The sequence below is a fragment of the Bacillus sp. FSL W7-1354 genome (genome assembly GCF_038002405.1).
GTDB classification, from domain to species: Bacteria; Bacillota; Bacilli; order Bacillales; family Bacillaceae; genus Bacillus; species Bacillus paralicheniformis.
This window is the reverse complement of record NZ_JBBOCL010000001.1, coordinates 1,060,009-1,078,389: the sequence shown is the minus strand read 5'-3', so window position 1 is coordinate 1,078,389 and position 18,381 is coordinate 1,060,009. Positions and strand designations below refer to the sequence as shown.

Genomic DNA, 18,381 nt, shown 5'->3' with positions numbered 1-18,381 from the left:
AACCTCATGACCAAAGGAGGAGACGATGATGAAGAGAAAAATCGATGAAGTGAACATTCACGAAAAACACTATGACCAAATCCATAGGCAAGTAAAGAACGATCCGTATGCCCGATCGCTGGGAATTGAGTTAACAAAGTTTCGGGCAGGTCTTGCAGAGGCCGTTCTTGAAGTACAAAGCCATATGGTAAATGCTTACGGGACAGTTCACGGAGCCGTCATTTATGCCTTAGCCGATCACGCTTTTTCAGCGGCATGTAATGCATACGGAAAAACATCTTTAGGACTCACCACAACAATCCAGTTTATTGAATCAGCTAAACCAGGAGACAAGATAACTGCCCGTGCGAAAGAGGAAAAACGAAACTTCCGCACAGGCTTCTACCGAATCGACATCTTGCATGGAGAAAATCTGATAGCTACAATGGATGCCGTATCTTATCGTAAAAATCACTACTTTATTGAACTTGATGAACATGTTTAAGATTTCAAGTTACTTGATCTTGTATTTCAGCAAGAAAGAGCGTCCGGTTCTATCATTACAAACTAAACCTTTGACAATACAAGCAACAGCTACTATAGTAGGATAGTACTTTTATTTAATATTTACTGATAATTCAGGACATTCATTTATGAAATTTTTATCGTGCTACACTGCTGACTACTACAAACACACTAATAGCTTAACCCGAATCGGAGGACTCATGATGGCAAAAAAAATTCCTTTTTCATTTATCCTAATCATAGGACTAATGTTGTTTGCATTATTTTTCGGTGCAGGAAATCTCATTTTCCCGCCTATGCTTGGTCAGATGGCCGGAGAGAATGTATGGACAGCCAATGCAGGATTCTTAGTGACCGGAGTCGGATTGCCATTACTCGCCATTACCGCATTCGTTTTTTCAGGAAAAAATGATTTGCAGTCTCTGGCCAGTCGTGTGCATCCATTGTTCGGAATTGTATTTACGACGGTTCTCTATTTAGCAATCGGCCCTTTTTTCGCGATTCCCAGATCCGGTAATGTATCGTTTGAAATAGGGGTTAAACCTTTTTTATCTCATGATGCAAGCCCTGTCGCCTTAATCATATTTACCGTATTATTTTTCACGGTGGCCTGCTTGCTGTCTCTGAATCCAACTAAAATTATTGATGTTATCGGAAAATTTTTAACTCCTATTAAATTAACATTTATCGGATTACTCGTCGTTACGGCAATTATTCATCCAATCGGAAGCTTTCAAGCTCCGTCTGCAGGATATGCATCACACGTGTTTTTTAAAGGGTTCAAAGAAGGTTACTTTACACTTGATGCCCTTGTCGCTTTTGTATTTGGAATCATCATTGTGAACGCCATGAAAGAGAAGGGAGCGGTCTCCAAAAAACAGCTCATGATCGTTTGTGCAAAATCGACGGCGATTGCAGCAGCGCTCCTGGCTCTGATCTATTCAGCGCTTTCATACATGGGGGCTTCCAGCGTTGAAAAACTGGGTCTATTAGAAAATGGAGCCGAGGTTTTAGCGAAGGTTTCATCCTATTATTTCGGACCATATGGTTCCGTTTTTTTGGGCTTAATGATCACAGTGGCATGTCTGACAACAAGTGTGGGACTCATCACAGCATGCTCTTCGTTTTTCCACGGCTTGTTTCCAAACATCTCCTACAAAAAAATTGCTGTCATCTTATCAATGTTCAGCACCCTTGTAGCAAATATAGGATTAACACAGCTGATTAACGTTTCAATGCCGGTTTTAACAACTTTGTATCCCATTGCGATTTCTTTAATATTCTTAACATTTTTACATCCCTTATTTAAAGGGAAGAGGGAAGTGTATCAAGGCAGTCTGATAATGACCTTTATCATCAGCCTGTTTGACGGCCTGAATGCTGCCGGACTCAAAATTGCAGCTATTAATCAAGTTTTCAATCAGTTTCTCCCGATGTATGACATCGGATTAGGATGGGTGCTTCCGGCGATTCTAGGAGGAATAGGCGGCTATATTATTCATAGGCTGCGGAAGTGCTGAATAAACTCATAAACATGGAGGCAACCCTGTGATCAAAGGGTTGCCTTTTTCTTTCAAATGTTTGCGATGGTTTTCCATAAATGGATATTCTATAATGGTGTTAGTTTATCCATTTTGAAAAGAAAAGAGAGCTGAGTATGAGAAAATGGTATTTTATTTTATCAGCGTATATTTTAGTTTCTGTTATCATCGCTTTTGCTTACGATAAGACCGGAGCAAAAGAAGCAGAACCGGCTAACAGCTTGTATGTTTCCCCCGATGGAAATGATCAAAATGAAGGAACGAAAGAAAAGCCGTTTCGAACTCTGGGACATGCAGCAAAAAAAGCTGTCCCTGGCACAACTGTTATGATTCGGGAAGGCACGTATCATGAAACGCTTGATGTGAAGGAGAGCGGGTCAGCTGAAAAGCCTATCACATTTCAAAACTATGAGAATGAAAAAGTCGTCATCAGCGGAAAATCTATTCAGGACGCTGAATATGAAACACCGCTCATTCAGATTCACAATCAACAGTACATCACAATCAGCGGCCTTACGATTCAAGACCTTTCCGTTTCATCGGAAGAAGCAACCGCCATGGGAATTTATGTTTCAGGCTCCAGCAGTCATATTACCATTAAAAACAATCACGTCCGGGATATAAAAACAACAGCGGATGACGGCAATGCCCACGGGATTGCCGTCTATGGCTCCGGCAGCATGAAAGACATTAAGATCGAGGACAATACGGTTGAAAAGCTGACACTCGGAGCGAGTGAAGCGGTTGTGCTGAACGGAAACATTGACGGTTTCACGGTGAGAGGCAATATGGTTCGCGACAACAACAACATTGGAATTGATCTGATCGGTTATGAAGGAACGGCCGCTCAAAACGATTTTGTGCGCAACGGTATCGTAGAAAACAACACGGTTTACAATAACTCCACTTACGGAAATCCCGCCTATGGGGATGATTACTCTGCGGGCGGAATTTATGTTGACGGAGGACAAAGCATTGACATTAAGAAAAACACGGTCTACGGCAACGATATCGGGATAGAAGCAACGTCTGAACATAAAGGGAAATATGCTGATGATATTCAAATAACCGACAACAAAGTGTATGAGAATGCGTACACGGGCATTTCTATCGGCGGATACGACCAAAAGCGGGGAGGCACCAGCCATTCTGTTATTGCGCACAATATTGTTTACCGCAATGATACAAAGGGGCTGGACGGCGGACAACTTTTGCTCCAGTATGACACAAAAAGCAACAAAATTGAAAAGAACATCATCACAGCAAGCGATTCGCGAATATTTATCGCAAACGACTTTACGAAAAATGAAGGAAATAAAGTGAATCATAACGTGTACCACAAGGAAGCCGGCAAAGACGGTCTGTGGATTTGGAAACAGAATGAATACAACTCGTTTTCGTCGTATCAAAATGCAACAAATCAAGATCAAGACTCGATTTATGCCGATCCGATGTATCGCGACGAGACGTCTTATGACTTTACATTAGATCCGGCTTCACCGGCTTGGCCGGTCGTTAAATAATTTCATAGGAAAACAGGCTTAATTTATGAAGCGTATGGAAGTTTAATGCCTGCACGCACCACAAAAGCTACTCTTTGAGAGTAGCTTCAGCTTGTCGACAAAGCCACAAAAAGTGGCTTGATCGACAAGCTTTTTTTGTTAAAATGTGAGTGAAATCTAGTTTTTGGAGGTTTTTCCATGTTGTCTAAGCACTCTAAAGATCAGCGCGAACAGCTTGAAGTCTTTGCCTTAAGTGAACTTGTCCCGGAAGACCATCTGGTCAGGAAAATAGAAGAAGCCATGGACTTTTCTTTTATTTATGAAAAAGTTGCTCCCCTTTATTCTTCAAAAGGGCGCCCAAGCATTGATCCCGTTGTATTGATCAAAATGGTTCTGATTCAGTACGTGTTTGGCCACCGCTCGATGCGCGAAACCATTAAACGGATCGAAACCGATGTCGCTTATCGCTGGTTTATTGGATATGGATTTTCTGAAAAAATCCCTCATTTTTCAACCTTCAGTAAAAACTATGAGCGCCGTTTTCATGATACGGACCTATTTGAAACAATCTTCTATAAAATCTTGCGTCAGGCCATGGATCTCGGTCTTGTCGACCCGTCGGTCGCCTTTATCGATGGAACCCATGTCAAAGCCAATGCGAATAAGAAAAAGTTTGTGAAGAAGATTGTGAGAAAAGAAACAAGAGCTTATCAGGAACAATTAGATCGAGAAATTAATGCCGATCGCGAAGCCAACGGCAAAAAGCCCTTAAAGCCCAGGCAATGCTTAGAAGAACGAGAAATAAAAGAAAGTACGACAGATCCTGAGAGCGGTTATTTTGTAAAAGGTGAACGGGAACGTCTTTTTGCTTATGGTTTTCATACAGCTTGTGACCGGAATGGATTTGTGCTGGGGGCGGTTGTTGAGCCTGCCAATATTCATGACAGCCAAGTGTTCACGACCCTGTTTCAACAGGTGAAAGAGCACGTCGCCAAGCCTCATACGGTCGCAGTTGATGCCGGATATAAAACGCCGTTTATCGCAAAATTTCTAAGTGATCAAAATGTCCATCCCGTCATGCCCTACACCCGACCACAAACTAAAAAAGGGTTCATGAGAAAACATGAATATGTATACGATGAATATTACGATGCTTATATTTGCCCTGACGATCATGTTCTGACATATCGCACAACCAACCGTGAAGGCTATCGGATTTATGCATCAGATCCAAACCGATGTGAACACTGTTCTTTTTTGAAGCAATGTACGGAAAGTCGAAATCATCGAAAGATGATTCACAGGCATCTCTGGCAGGATCATTTGGATGAAGCCGACCATCTTCGCCACACGGATGAGAATAGGCGAATCTACGCCAAACGCAAAGAAACGATCGAACGGGTTTTTGCGGATTTAAAACACAAGCATGGCCTGCGCTGGACAACCCTACGGGGTAAGAAAAAATTGTCCATGCAGGCGATGCTTGTTTTCGCTGCCATGAATCTCAAAAAGCTGGCGAATTGGACTTGGAAAAGTCCAATTCGCCAGCATTCTCATCGAAAAAACAGAATAAATTGGACAAAAATAGGTCGGATTATAAAAATCCGACCTATTTTGTCAACGGTCTGAAGCTACTCTTTGAGAGTAGCTTTTTTATTTATTGGAAGATACCCTTTGCGACTCAATTTCTATCTGTCAACAGTCAGTTTAATCAAGTTTTATTTTTTAAATTCTGCTTATTAATAGCTTAAATTTTATAAAATTATATTTACAAACTGACTGTGGTCAGTTAAAGTGAATGCTTAAGAAGAAAAATAAAATCAGTGAGTGAGAGGTAGCCAAATGGAATTGAATGTAGAAAAAATAAATACTGCAAAAATATGGTCATTGTCATTTGTTTTTGTGACGCTTGCAAATGCTTTCTTGTTTATGGTATTTGAAATGTTATTGCCGACATTGCCTTTGTTTGTGACGGCTATTGGAGGAGGGGCAAAACAAGTCGGCTATGTCACGGGTATTTTTATGATCTCTGCAATTGCTGTTCGTCCTTTTGCAGGGGCATTGGCTTTACGGTTCAATAAAAAATATTTGCTCATTTTAGGACTTGTGATCAGCGCTTTCTCAACAGGCGCCTATTACCTGGCGTCTGATGTCACCGCTTTATTACTGATTCGCTTAATACATGGCGCCGGGTTTGGATTAGCGACGACCTATTTTGCAACAATCGCAGCTGAAATTATTCCTAAAGAGCGCAGGGGTGAAGGCATTGGATATTTTGGAGTAGGTGAGACAATTGCTGTTTCCGTTGGACCGATGATCGGTATCGCGACTCTGGAGCTTTATAATTTTCAAAGACTTTTTTTAGGCGGGATGTCCGTTCTTTTGCTGGCGGCGCTAATGGCTGTTTTCGTGCGCAGACAGCCGGAAACAAAGGATACTGGCGGAAAGGGCACTGCAAAGTTAAAAGTATTAGAAAAACGTGTGCTGCTTCCGTCAATTCTTATTTTATTCGTTGGTATTGCTGCATCTGGAATTATGTCTTTCTTTTCGCTCTATGCGATTGAAAAGGGGTTTCAAAGTGTCGGGATGTTTTTCTTTTTGATTGCAGGAGCCAGTTTTTTTATACGGCTTATTTCCGGCAGGGTATTTGACCGATGCGGAGCTGCCGCCATCCTTATTCCCGCCTCGCTGTTTTCCATAGCAGGGCTGTCAATATTATATTTCGCACAAACAAATACAATGTTTTTTACAGCGGCTATATGCTATGGGTTTGGTTTCGGCTCAATATTTCCCGCCGTCCAAACATGGTGTATCAATCTTGTGGAAGAGCATGAACATGAGGATGCAATGGGAACGTTCTTTAATTTTTTCGATATGGGGATTGGCGGAGGGTCCTTATTATTAGGTTTGGTGGCGACGGTTTATTCCTATCGGGAGATCTATATTACCGCCATTTTCATGTACCTTCTGTTTCTTTTATTATATATTTTATATATCTGCATGAAGAGAAAAACAGCCTGAAAAATAGGGGAGGACGGTATATTGACCAGAGAGAATATAAAGCGTACAGCGGTTCGCCAATTTAATGAATTGGGATATGAGGGAGTCAAAATGTCGCATATTGCAAAAGAATTGGGAATCAGAAAACAATCTCTCGCTTATCATTTTTCGTCAAAAAAAGAGCTGCTGATAGAAATATACCCTGAGATTGTGGAAGAGGAAATTTCATTTATCAACGAATTCTTCGATTCAAGAAAACATATACCTGCAAAGAGTCAAATATATGACTTTTTAAAAGAAACCCAAGTCCGTTTTCATGCATTGCCAAATGTAGCTTTTTTGCAGGCAATGTCCTTTAAGGCGCCTGCTGAAGTAAGCGATTTTATTTCAGCCCAATACCTTTTATATCTGCATACTTTAAAAGAACAGGTAGCGAATGTTTTTAAGGAATCGGATGTGAACTGTCCGCCGGAGAAATGTGCGATAGGCTTTATTACGCTTTATGACGGGCTTAACATTCAACTGGTATACGAAAACAAACAATCATTTGAACGGTCTTTAGAGATATCATTTGATATTTTTTGGCGCGGACTGTTGTAGGTGCATCTGATTTAATTTAGAGCTGGAATCCATGGTTGAAAGGCAGAAGGGGGGAGGCCGCTTGTCTGGAGTTATTTTTGGAATCGTATGCTTCTTTCTTGTGTTTTATTTCCTAAACTATATCGGTCAAAAGTTAATATCTAGAAAATCACCTGTGAATCATAAGATTATCATTTCGATTTCATTTGTAGAAGCTCTTATTTCACTAACTTTAGTCTATTACCGTCCCCCATTTTTATAATAACAAATTAATTTTAAGTTACCTCCATTAAGAAGTGTCTATATAAAATTGTGGCTTTTCTTTGAATCTTCAGCAAGTACTTTGCTGACTTTTATTAATTAAGGGGGAACAAGAAAATGAAAACTTATGGCGCATTTCCAGAACCAATTGGCGGCTATACTGTCGGTCGAACCCAGATGGATTTTGATTACACGGCATCAGACCACTCAAAAAGAGAACTGACGGCGTTTGTGTACTATCCGTCCGACAGTAGCGAAGGCAAGACTGCATCAACGTACATGTTTCCTGAGGTCTACGAAATGCTTGATGAGCAGCCACTTCTCACTGCGTTGAAGGATGCTTACTCTATAGATATCAAGACCCAGTGTTACGACGACCTTGCTCTCTCCGCGCAGGAAAAGCGCTATCCGGTGTTATTCTATGTTTGCGGCGGGGGCGGTTCTCCAGAATGGGGTACAGTGATCTGTACAGACTTGGCAAGCATGGGATATGTTGTGGTAAGCATCGGCCATCAGAATAGCACGATGTATAAGCGTAAAGATGGGCGCCTGTTTAATGTATCAAAGGATTTTTCGGATGCCATTATGGCGTTTTCTGAAGATCCGGAGATGCTGGCGTTGGCTGGTAAGATGGAGATGCGGCCTGACGATGAAACTGCCATTGAGATGTGCCGTAACGTGCTTACACTGCCGATACTTGCCAAGTTAACAGAGTATAGTGAATTACAGGCAGAAGATGTAAGGTATGTAGCCGATTATCTTTACAAACTGGACTCTGGAGAACTGAATTCCATCTTTAAGGGCAGATTGTTGCTTGACATCGGCATGGGCATAGTCGGACATTCTTATGGAGGGCCTACGACGGCGATTGTTTGCCGGGACGACGACCGGTTCGCCTGCGGGATTGGCTTGGATAGCGGTGCGTTCGGCCTTCGCGACAGCGACCTGAAGAAACCCTTTTTGCTACTGTTTTCTGAACCTAACTATAATATGAATGCGATCATTGGCGCTAACAACAGCATGGAAACCTATTATTTCTCTGTTGATCGTGTTGCGCATTTAGATTACTGCGACATCGTGTTTACCAGTGTTAATGAGGAACTCAGAGGCGAACGGGATGCTATGGAGATGCGAAATCTTGTTACAAACTATACGAAGAACTTTTTTGATCATTACATACTGCAGAAGGCTGCAAGTGTGGAAAGTCTGGCATACGATGGCGTGGACTTGATCAAGAAGACCAGCAACAAGTGACATAGCCGAGAGGTTGCTGATAAACGCATGTCAAAGAGCTAGCCGTACAGACACAGAGCCGATAACCACGTAATAGGGTTATCGGCTCTCTCATATTTCAGGCATTGTTTTTAAGTGATACAAGCTTTTATCTAGATACTGAGATGAGTGTTGATTTGGGAGATCGCGTCCAATTAAAACTAAATGAATATGCAAACTGCATGCTTAATGTATGGAATGAAGTTAATACATTACATGTGAATGCTGATGTTGAAGTCAATGAACTATTACATATAATGTTGTGAACATTTCAAATCAGTAAAGTAAAGTTGAGAGAACCAGCCAAAATTACAATGTAAGTTAAAGGAGTTTGCGAAGAATGGGTTATAGGAATGGAAATTATGGCTGCATTTTATGTCAAAGAACTGTTTAGTGAAAGTAGTTCAAGGGCTAATGCAACCAAGGGTTTTGTGTCGTACAGCTGATAAGGAACATTGCATAATCCTGACCTTCATTTTTTCTAGTTTACATAATATATATTCTCGGAAGTTAAGGATTGAAAAGAAATTCTGTCTCAATCTCAAAGTATACTCAAGTTAGTGAGACAGAATAAAAAATTTTATCGATAAACTGAATATACGGCAATTTCTTTTCCCCATTTATGTATCGTTTTTTCTAAAGTCATGCCGATTCGTTCGGCAACTTTTCTGGACGGCAGATTTTTCGCATCAGGTAAAGATACGATTTTTTTCAGGTGAAATGACTCAAATCCATACTGTTTGCATGCTGATGCCGCTTCGGTTGCATAGCCGTTTTTCCAGACGCTCCGTTTAAACAAATAGCCGATTTCCATTTCGTCCGATCCTTCGACTTCCTGTGGCACGATACCGCATTGACCTAGAAATTCGCCTGTTTGTTTATGTTCGGCAACCCACAGGCCGGTTCCGTGTTTTTCATAGTTTTCAAGCGTCCAGTCGATCCATTGCTGTTTTTCATTCTTTGTCGATGGATAATATTCCATGGCTGTCGGGTCAGAAAAGATTTCGAGCAGGTTTTCCGCGTCATCACGCCTCATTTTTCGCAAAATCATCCGGTCTGTCTTCATGATCGTATCTTTCATGGTTCTTCTCCCCCTTATTTTATTGATTATGAAGACGTTAATTCCCGATAAACCGTTTCTAATTCTTCCATTGTCAGATCTCCGTATGCGCATTTAATCACGGCATCTGCGAATTCATCATAGTCGTCATCTGTTGAAAAACCTTGCTGGAGCGTTTTGGCGTAAAGCGCGATTTGTTTTTTTCGCTTTTCAATGTCTTCCTCTTTGCCTGCGTAATCAGGTCCATTGATCGTGTCGTAGTTTTCCTTGACAAGCATCATGTATTGCTGCAATGTTTCATTCATACATCCATCTCCTTTCATGTTTACAAAAATATTCCTCATTCCTTCCATTATAATATATACGAAAACGGACACCAAATTCGGTGTCCGTTAAAGTGCCGTTATTTAGGTTCAGCGCCCCAAATCAGTTTTCCATTCTCATACAACGTGATTTTTTTCGTATTTTTAAACGTGTTTGAACCTGAAGAAAATGAATAGTCGCCGCTTTGGGCATAATTGCTCCAGTTGTCATTGTGAAGACGGATCTGGATTTCGCCTGTACTTGCACCCGGCGCTAATGCACCGTTTTTAAATCCTACTTCAAGATACGTGTCTGCTCCGTTTACCGCTTTTTTTAATTGGACGAATTTGTGCGTGATTTTGCTGCAGCCGATTTGGGCATAGTCGCAGTCAAAATTTTGTCCTTTGTGATTCGTTTTATACCAATAGCGGACAGTGATTCGATTTAAAGACACGGTTTTTTTGCTGTTGTTTTTAATGTTGAGCTGAGGGCGGATTTGGTTGCCGTTTACATTGTTGTCCCCCGCTCTGTATTGTACTGCTATCGTGTTGGCTGCAGCGCCGCTGTCTTGACCTGGTTTATCCTGATCCTTTTTCTGGTCTTTTTGATCTGACCCTTTCGAATCCGATCCAGAGTCTCCTGACGAACCGTTTGATCCGCTGCGGATGTTTTCTCTGACGAATTTACCTGATGAGGATAAGTCGGATTGAGACCATCCTCCCTTTTTAGAGGCGCCGGAGTTTAAAGCAGCTGACGACTCTTGTTTGTCGCACAAGCTCCAGTTTACCCAGCTGATTTTTTTGCTGTCTAAATATTTCAGCCACTCCCTGGATTGGTCGAGGTAGACACCGCCGTTTCCGGAAGCATCGCTCGTTCCCCATTCTGTGACGAAAATCGGCGCTCCTTTGCTGAGTGCATAGTCTGCTTTATCTCGCAAAGACTGACCGTGCGTACCCGCATAAAAATGAAGCGCGTACATGACATTGCCGTCTTTCAGCTGATTGTCCGCCGCATCGTTGACATCTTGGCTCCAAGTGCCTGTCCCAACGATCACAATATTTTTCGGAGAATTTTTGCGGATCACGGACAAAATGTCTTCAGCGTAAGGTTTAATGTCACGGTTCCAGTTGACATCGCCGTTCGGCTCGTTGGCAATTTCAAAAATGACGTTTGGCGTCTTGCCGTAAAGCCTTGACATTTCGTTGAAAAACTCTTTTGCTTTCGCTTTGTTTTGGTTTGGATTGCCGTCGCTCAGTATGTGCCAGTCGATGATCACATAGATTCCGAGTTCTTTTGCGGCTTCGACGGCTTCCTTCACTTTGTTTTTAACCGACGGATTGTCAATATAGCCGCCTTCACCCGTATACATAGCCGCGCGGAAGACATTGATGCCCCAGTCGTCTCTCAGCCATTTTAACGAGTCTTTGTTGACATAATCGCCATACCACTGCAGCCCGTGTGAACTGATTCCTTTCAGCTGAACCGCTTTTCCTTTTTGATTGACGAGCTGCGTACCTTTCAAGGTGAGCTGTCCGTTTACAGCAACGGGAGTTTGAGAAGCGGCAGACGCTTTAGGTGCGATGATACCGCTGATGCCGAGTGTTGCTACCATGAAGCAGGCGATGAAGACAGAAATGGAACGTTTCATGTATGACATTCTTTTTCCTCCAATGATGTTATTTTCCAAAAACACTTTCTGGCAGACATTTTCACCCCTTTCTTGGCTTGTAGCACGTTACTGATTGTAAAAAAACTATTCATTGATTGTCTATCAACCATATTTCACGTTTTTTTCGTTTTGAAAATCTATCTATTTCCTCTTTTCGTATGAAATGGGAGGTCTGAATGCTAATGATGAAAAGCTAAAAAAGTATGACCGGGGACTTTGTGCTTCCTTTTTCTCTCAATTCGAAATTTTAAAACCTGATTCTTCTTCAAAATAATGTCTTCCCTCTGCCTAAAATGCGGCAACCGGGAAAAAATCGCTGTAAAAAGTTCACAAAGCGGACATGTTCTCTCTGCTGTTTGTGTCACTTTATTGTCAAAAAAATAAAACCATCCGCTTGGAATGGTTTATTTCTTTAAATCAGAGAAAAAGCTGACAAGTTTTGTTGCGACACCGACAAGCGTTTCAAGAATCGCCTGTCCACCTGCGACCGATAAAATTAAAATTAACGGGAATATCGTTTTTGGGACAATCAGATACCCGACAGCGATGATCAAAGCGCACCATATCCCTGCGCACCAATAGCAATTCAGCAAATAGCCGAAGTTTGATTTCGGCACTTTTTTCGTTTCTACTTGCCCTTGTTCATCAACCGTCTGCTTTTTCTTCATGAACGGTTTCCGGATAAACTCCGTAATCTTGTCAAAAACAATCAAATGAGTTAGCCGGTAACTGGCGAGAATCAGCATCGTAAATGTAAGCCAGGATAAATGCTCCATTGCAGGCCTCCAACATGAAAAGTTATCTATAGCTATTTCCCGATTTCTTCTGACTTATTGCTTTTTTTGTCATTTTTCCCGAATGTGATGTAGATCACGATTTTCCATCGGTGAACCCGTTACATTTAACCCATAGCATAAAAAACACTTCAGGAGGTTTTACAAATGGAAGCAGTATTTGATCAAAACACAAAAACAGGTGATATTGTTACGCGTTTTCCAAGAGCCAGCCGGCTGCTGAAAGAATATCGCATCGACTTTTGCTGCGGGGGCAACCGCCCGATCGGTGAAGCGATAAAAGAACAGGATTTAAATGAAAAAGAGATCTTAGCAAAAATCAATACATTATATCAAGAGACAAAGGCATTGAACGCAAAAGAGACGAACTGGAGTGAAGCCCTTTATTCACAGCTGATCGACCATGTGATTCATACGCACCATGCTTACCTGTATGAGGTGCTTCCTGAACTATCAGGCTTTGTCACAAAAGTCTACCGGGTTCACGGCATCCATCATCCGGAACTCGCCCAGGTCCATCAATTGTTCCATCAGCTGAAAACTGAACTGGAACACCATCTCTTTCAGGAAGAGGAACTCATTTTCCCGAAAGTGACGGCCTATGAAGAGACGCGATCAATGGACAGCCTGGCAGAAGCGGTTCAGGCGATCGACGTCCTTGAACAAGAGCATGAAGCCGCAGGCAGCATCTTGAAGGAACTGAGAAAAGTGACCAATGACTATACCCTTCCTGAAGGGGCATGCACAACATATACACTGACTTACTTAAAGCTTGATGAATTGGAAACAGATCTTTTTCAGCACATTCACCTGGAAAACAATATTTTGTTCCCGCGGCTTGAAGCGGAAGCCAATCAATAAAATAAAAAGACAGAGGATTTCACTTCCTCTGTCTTTTTGTTTATCTATTCATCTGAAGCAATGTCTTTAACTGGAAGCGCTTCTCCTTCCTGATGCGTCGGTTTGCGGAGATGGAATAATGCTCTGATGCTGAATATGACCAAAATCACGATTCCGGCTAAAAAGATCGTATCCGGCACAGCCCTCCAAGTCAGCAGCGTTTGCACCGTATCCTGCTGTAAAAACTCAGGCGCCCTTGAGCTCCAGTACCCGTCTTCAAACGCTTTTTTCAATTGAAGAAAACCGACCGGCAACAAATTGATAAACACCATTCCGAACAAGCCGATGTTCAGCGACCAGCAGGCTATTTTCAGCCATTTATCATTCCACGCTTCTTTTTTGGCGATATTGCGCAGCGTATACAGCCAGACAGCAATGGCAAACATGCCGTACACGCCCATCATCGCCCCGTGCCCGTGGGCAGGTGTCAGGAACTGGCCGTGCTCAAAATAGCTGACAGCAGGCAGATTGATCAAAAAGCCCAATACCCCTGCACCGACCAGATTCCAGATCGCCGTTGAAATCAAGAACCAGAACGTTGCTTTATACGGGAAATGATGGCCGCCGTCTTTCATCATCTTGTATTGTTCATAAGCTTCCAATACAAGCAGGGTAAGAGGAATCACTTCCAGGCATGAGAAGACGGAACCGAGGCCGATCCAAACTTCGGAAGAACCGTTGTAATAGTAATGATGTCCGATCCCGATGACACCGCTCCCCAGCAGGATCGTCAGTTGAAAATAAAGCGTTCTGACGGTCGATTTTTTCGTAACCAGGTTCATTTGCACGAGCAAAAAGCCGATGACCACGACGGCAAAGACTTCAAAAATTCCTTCCACCCAAAGATGGATAATCCACCACCGCCAAAAATCCGACATTGTAATATTTGTGCCGGGATTAAAGAAAAAGGCTGCACCGTAAAACAGCGGAATGGCGATCGAAGAATAAAACAGCAGATGAATCAAACCGCCTTTATCAGATTCCCGCTTGAGGCCGCTCTTAATGCCTCTGAAAACGATAAACAGCCATATCAGCATGCCGAGTGCGAGAATGACCTGCCAGAAGCGGCCGAGTTCAATATATTCCATTCCTTGGTGGCCGAATAAGAACCAGTTATTTCCTAAAAGGCCTTTCGCTCCGAGCCATTCGCCGGCCATGCTTCCGCCGACAAGGACGATCAGCGCCCAAAACAGAATATCGACAAGCAGCCCCTGCCTTTTCGGCTCGCGGCCTCCGACAAGCGGCGCTGCATAAATGCCCATACCGAGCCATGAAGTCGCAATCCAGAAGATCGCCAGCTGGAGGTGAAATCCCTTAGATATGCTGAATGGCAACATATCCCTGATCCAATCGATCCCAAAAAAGCTGTCCGGCTCAATATAATAGTGGGCAAGCAAAGCTCCGAACATGGCCTGAACAAAAAACAGCAGCGACACAACGGCGAAATATTTTCCGGTTTTAACCTGTGACGCCGTAAGCGGCTGTTTATCCAGATCAAATACCGGAAACGCCCCTTCCTGATAAGCCTCTTTCATTCCAAGCTTGTAACGGTAAAACACGAATAGAATAATGCCGACAAATAAAATCAGGATGGTGACGCTTGCGCCGCTCCACCAAACGGCGGCAAATGACATCGTGTTTCCGGCATCTTCATCATACGGCCAGTTGTTCGTGTACGTAATGTCGTCGCCAGGCCTTAATGTACTGGAAAGCCATGCCGTCCAGAAGATAAAATCGGAGATCTGCGTGATTTGGTCTTCGCTGTCAACCCACGCTCTGTCGCGTTTAGGCATGTGGCTTTCTTTAATTAAACCGGGCTCAAGCCCCCAGCCGTCTCCTTTTGTAAAGACATTGCGGTAATGATCACGCACTTGCTGCAATCCATAAACCTGCGCATCTGTCAGCTTCAATGTATCTGACGCGCGATTATAACGGTTTTTTCTCATTTCGCGGATGACTTGATTCCGGATGGTGGACTGCTTTTCATCTGAAAGTTGTTTAAAGCGCTTGCCGTATCGTGCCTCCGCCTTAAAATCCTGCATCCCTTCCGTATAGATTTTCAGGGCTTCGGCCGTGTAATCAGGCCCCATGTAAGATCCGTGCCCCAAAATCGTGCCATAATCCATCAGCGCGTATTTTTGAAATACGGCCTGACCGCCTGAAATGGACGATTTGGTCATGAGCACCTCTCCGTTTGGCCCGGACACTTCAACTGGTCTTGGTGCAAGTCCTTTGAAGATCCAATAGCCTCCCAAAAGCAGCACCGAAAAACTAACGATTAAAGTAAAGACGAGAACAGATTTCAAAAAACCGTTTTTCGATGCTTTTTTAACGGGCACCGTCTTTCTTTGAACTTCCATTGCGGTTCACTCCTTTTTTGATTTTGCATGTCCTAAGATACTGGATATGTAGCACACCGGTTGTGAACCAGATCACTTAAATAATGGCGGATTTGTGAACAAAATAAAAACAGGCTTTCCATCTGTTGTTCAATGGAAAGCCTTCATCTTATCCTTCATTGCAGCCGTTCAGCCAGTCTGTATCATGTATGAAAATTCCGCTCCTGTCAGCTGTCAGCAGATTTTTCTTTTTCATTTCATTTAATGTACGGTTAATCGTTTCCCTTGACGTTCCGACCATGTTCGCAAAATCCTGATTGGTAATGGGCAGGCTGATGTAGACCCCTTTTTCTTGAGGAATGCCGTGTTCTGCAGCGAGCTTCATTAATACATGCGTCAAGCGGTGCTGGACATCTTTTGAAATAAAACCTTGGATCCGCTCTTGCAAATCGAGAATCTTTTTCCCCATGATTTGCATCACTTTTATTGTCATTTCCGGATATTTCATCAAAAGTTCATTAAAATCAGCGATGCGGATTACGATCAACTCGGTTTCCTGAACGGCTTCGGCTGTTGCCGGGTATGGGGAGCGGTCAAAAAAGCCGACATGGGGGAACATATCCCCGCTTTGCAGAATCGAAATCACTTGCTCATTGCCGTCTTCATCGATTTTAAAGGCTTTAACAAGACCGGATTTAATGAAGAATACCGCTTCCCTCTCTTCCCCTTCCATAAAAACAAACATTCTCGGCTGATAGGTGCGCTTGACCGCGATTTGCTCGATTTGTTTGAACTCTTCATCATTCAGCCCGCTGAAAATCATAAATTGCTTCAGAAACTCCATTGGTCTTTCAATCCCTTCGGTTTTGCTAAAGGAGAGCGCGTTGTCACAGGCGGCGCTCCAGCGCAAAGAGCTCTTCTTCAATCGCCGCTGCCTTCTCTTCCACGACTCTGCGGCTGTCCTTCAGCGCCTGATTATAAAAGTAAGGGCCCAGCTTTTCCTTTACGAATTCAAACATTTGAATCGCCGCGATGTCTCCAACCTCTTCTCCCCTTTCTTCAACATAAAAGCGTTTGATTTCCTCGATAATCGCTTGTTTTTCTTCTTGCGTAAGCTTTATAAACATAAAAGCGGCACTCCTTTTTTTATTTTCATGATAAACGAAAAAGTCCGCAAATGAACCATTTATTTTTTACATCCGTTTACTATCCCTCACTTACCGATATTAAACACGAATCAAACGAATGACCGTGTGACGTAATTCACAATGTTTTTAAAAGACTTTTTGTAAGATAAACATGCTGATTGATTTATTCATTTTTCCCTTTGAAAGGAGCAAAAACGCAATGGTAAATCGTCAAAAAATACAATTACCGCTGCAGTCATTTAGTTTAGTCGCAGGATTTATGGTTTGGGTGTTGATTTCCTCTTTAATGCCCCACATTAAGCAGGACATCGCCCTGACAGACAGCGAGATATCCCTTGTCACGGCCATTCCGGTCATACTCGGCTCGCTTCTGAGGATTCCGCTGGGATACTACACAAACAGATTTGGTGCGAGAATCACGTTCATGATCAGCTTTGTGCTGCTTCTGTTCCCGATTTTTTGGATCAGCACAGCCGATTCGCTGTTCGACTTGATCCTTGGCGGATTCTTCCTCGGCATCGGCGGAGCGGTCTTTTCCATCGGGGTCACATCACTGCCGAAATACTACCCTAAAGAAAAACACGGGTTTGTCAATGGGATCTACGGCGCCGGGAACGTCGGTACAGCGATTACCACGTTTGCCGCTCCTGTCGTAGCAAAGACAGCCGGGTGGGAAAATACGGTGCGGATGTACATCGTGTTAGTCGCCGTATTCGCTTTATTGAACTTTATCCTTGGAGATCGAAAAGAAACAAAAGTGACGGTTTCTGTAACAGAGCAAATGAAGGCAGTCTACCGAAATCAGACATTATGGTTTTTAAGCTTGTTTTACTTCATTACATTCGGATCTTTCGTCGCGTTTACGATTTATCTTCCGAACTTTCTTGTTAATCATTTCGGGCTTGATCCCGTTGATTCAGGGCTTAGAACCGCCGGATTTATCGCTGTCGCCACTTTTCTGAGGCCTGTCGGCGGCTGGCTCGCGGACAAATTCAACCCGCTGAAGCTGTTGATGTATGTATTTGCCGGCTGTACCTTGTCAGGGATTTTATTGGCCTTTTCGCCCAGCCTCGGACTTTACGGATTTGGGGTATTAACCGTTGCCGTATGCGCCGGTCTTGGAAACGGGATCATCTTTAAGCTCGTGCCGCTTTATTTTTCAAATCAGGCCGGCATCGTCAATGGGATTGTATCAGCGATGGGCGGCTTGGGAGGATTCTTCCCGCCACTCATCCTGTCAAGCGTTTTTCAGGCAACCGGCCATTATGCGATCGGATTCATGGCGCTGTCAGAAGCAGCCCTTGCCAGCTTTGTGATCGTGGTCTGGATGTATTTTCAGGAAGTGAGCAAAACATCGACCAAAACGAAGACGAACCATTTATAAACCTTTCCTGCAAAAGGAGCCTTGAGCTGATGTGCTCAGGCTCTTTTTTGGGACTTTATTCATAAGTTCACAATATTGTTTATATTTAAAAGGTCACTCAGCCTTATTTAACGTTAAAATAAGAA

At 43.0% G+C, this 18,381-nt stretch carries 16 protein-coding genes; 9 read left to right on the top strand and 7 right to left on the bottom strand.

Annotated elements, in window-relative coordinates; all coding sequences use genetic code 11:
* The first annotated feature begins 28 nt into the window (after positions 1-28).
* The 7 genes from MKZ04_RS05670 to MKZ04_RS05640 all read left to right on the top strand — a co-directional run bounded on the left by MKZ04_RS05670 (position 29) and on the right by MKZ04_RS05640 (position 8,641).
* The gene (locus MKZ04_RS05670; protein WP_023857555.1) at positions 29-484 is read left to right on the top strand and encodes a PaaI family thioesterase; all 456 of its coding nucleotides are present in this window, start codon (positions 29-31) and stop codon (positions 482-484) included.
* A gap of 223 nt (positions 485-707) precedes the next feature.
* Positions 708-2,024 (top strand): branched-chain amino acid transport system II carrier protein, encoded by a 1,317-nt coding sequence (brnQ, locus tag MKZ04_RS05665; RefSeq protein ID WP_023857556.1) that lies wholly within the window; start codon positions 708-710, stop codon positions 2,022-2,024.
* A gap of 137 nt (positions 2,025-2,161) precedes the next feature.
* A complete protein-coding gene (locus tag MKZ04_RS05660) occupies positions 2,162-3,568 on the top strand; it encodes a right-handed parallel beta-helix repeat-containing protein (protein ID WP_341045476.1) in 1,407 nt (468 codons plus the stop codon).
* A gap of 177 nt (positions 3,569-3,745) precedes the next feature.
* The gene (locus MKZ04_RS05655; RefSeq protein ID WP_149208594.1) at positions 3,746-5,176 is read left to right on the top strand and encodes an IS1182 family transposase; all 1,431 of its coding nucleotides are present in this window, start codon (positions 3,746-3,748) and stop codon (positions 5,174-5,176) included.
* 213 nt (positions 5,177-5,389) lie between these two features.
* On the top strand, positions 5,390-6,568 hold the full coding sequence (locus MKZ04_RS05650) for an MFS transporter (RefSeq protein ID WP_023857558.1): 1,179 nt from the start codon (positions 5,390-5,392) through the stop codon (positions 6,566-6,568).
* Between the two features lie 21 nt (positions 6,569-6,589).
* Positions 6,590-7,147 (top strand): TetR/AcrR family transcriptional regulator, encoded by a 558-nt coding sequence (locus MKZ04_RS05645; protein WP_023857559.1) that lies wholly within the window; start codon positions 6,590-6,592, stop codon positions 7,145-7,147.
* A gap of 357 nt (positions 7,148-7,504) precedes the next feature.
* Positions 7,505-8,641, top strand: coding sequence for an alpha/beta hydrolase (locus tag MKZ04_RS05640; protein ID WP_318601969.1), 1,137 nt, complete (start codon positions 7,505-7,507; stop codon positions 8,639-8,641).
* A gap of 598 nt (positions 8,642-9,239) precedes the next feature.
* Here the strand turns inward: MKZ04_RS05640 and MKZ04_RS05635 are convergent.
* From MKZ04_RS05635 to MKZ04_RS05620, 4 genes are all read right to left on the bottom strand, one after another.
* Entirely contained in the window at positions 9,240-9,740 is a 501-nt protein-coding gene (locus MKZ04_RS05635) for a GNAT family N-acetyltransferase (protein ID WP_326250590.1), read from the bottom strand.
* A 26-nt stretch (positions 9,741-9,766) separates the two neighbouring features.
* Positions 9,767-10,024: a YnfE family protein gene (locus tag MKZ04_RS05630; protein WP_020451644.1), complete on the bottom strand. Its 258-nt coding sequence runs from the start codon at positions 10,022-10,024 to the stop codon at positions 9,767-9,769.
* A 98-nt stretch (positions 10,025-10,122) separates the two neighbouring features.
* On the bottom strand, positions 10,123-11,670 hold the full coding sequence (locus tag MKZ04_RS05625; RefSeq protein WP_326250608.1) for a cellulase family glycosylhydrolase: 1,548 nt from the start codon (positions 11,668-11,670) through the stop codon (positions 10,123-10,125).
* Positions 11,671-12,095: 425 nt separating this feature from the next.
* Positions 12,096-12,467, bottom strand: a complete 372-nt coding sequence (locus MKZ04_RS05620; RefSeq protein WP_277868623.1) for a DUF1360 domain-containing protein — start codon at positions 12,465-12,467, stop codon at positions 12,096-12,098.
* 165 nt (positions 12,468-12,632) lie between these two features.
* On the opposite strand from MKZ04_RS05620, the gene ric reads away from it, so the two are divergent.
* Positions 12,633-13,346, top strand: a complete 714-nt coding sequence (ric, locus tag MKZ04_RS05615; RefSeq protein WP_277868622.1) for an iron-sulfur cluster repair di-iron protein — start codon at positions 12,633-12,635, stop codon at positions 13,344-13,346.
* A 44-nt stretch (positions 13,347-13,390) separates the two neighbouring features.
* Here ric and MKZ04_RS05610 read toward each other — a convergent pair whose 3' ends face one another.
* From MKZ04_RS05610 to MKZ04_RS05600, 3 genes are all read right to left on the bottom strand, one after another.
* A complete protein-coding gene (locus MKZ04_RS05610; protein WP_020451640.1) occupies positions 13,391-15,745 on the bottom strand; it encodes a nitric-oxide reductase large subunit in 2,355 nt (784 codons plus the stop codon).
* 148 nt (positions 15,746-15,893) lie between these two features.
* Positions 15,894-16,568 (bottom strand): Crp/Fnr family transcriptional regulator, encoded by a 675-nt coding sequence (locus MKZ04_RS05605; RefSeq protein WP_020451639.1) that lies wholly within the window; start codon positions 16,566-16,568, stop codon positions 15,894-15,896.
* Between the two features lie 43 nt (positions 16,569-16,611).
* On the bottom strand, positions 16,612-16,851 hold the full coding sequence (locus tag MKZ04_RS05600) for a DUF2164 domain-containing protein (RefSeq protein ID WP_020451638.1): 240 nt from the start codon (positions 16,849-16,851) through the stop codon (positions 16,612-16,614).
* Positions 16,852-17,071: 220 nt separating this feature from the next.
* On the opposite strand from MKZ04_RS05600, the gene MKZ04_RS05595 reads away from it, so the two are divergent.
* On the top strand, positions 17,072-18,256 hold the full coding sequence (locus MKZ04_RS05595; protein WP_020451637.1) for a nitrate/nitrite transporter: 1,185 nt from the start codon (positions 17,072-17,074) through the stop codon (positions 18,254-18,256).
* The last annotated feature ends 125 nt before the right edge of the window (positions 18,257-18,381 follow it).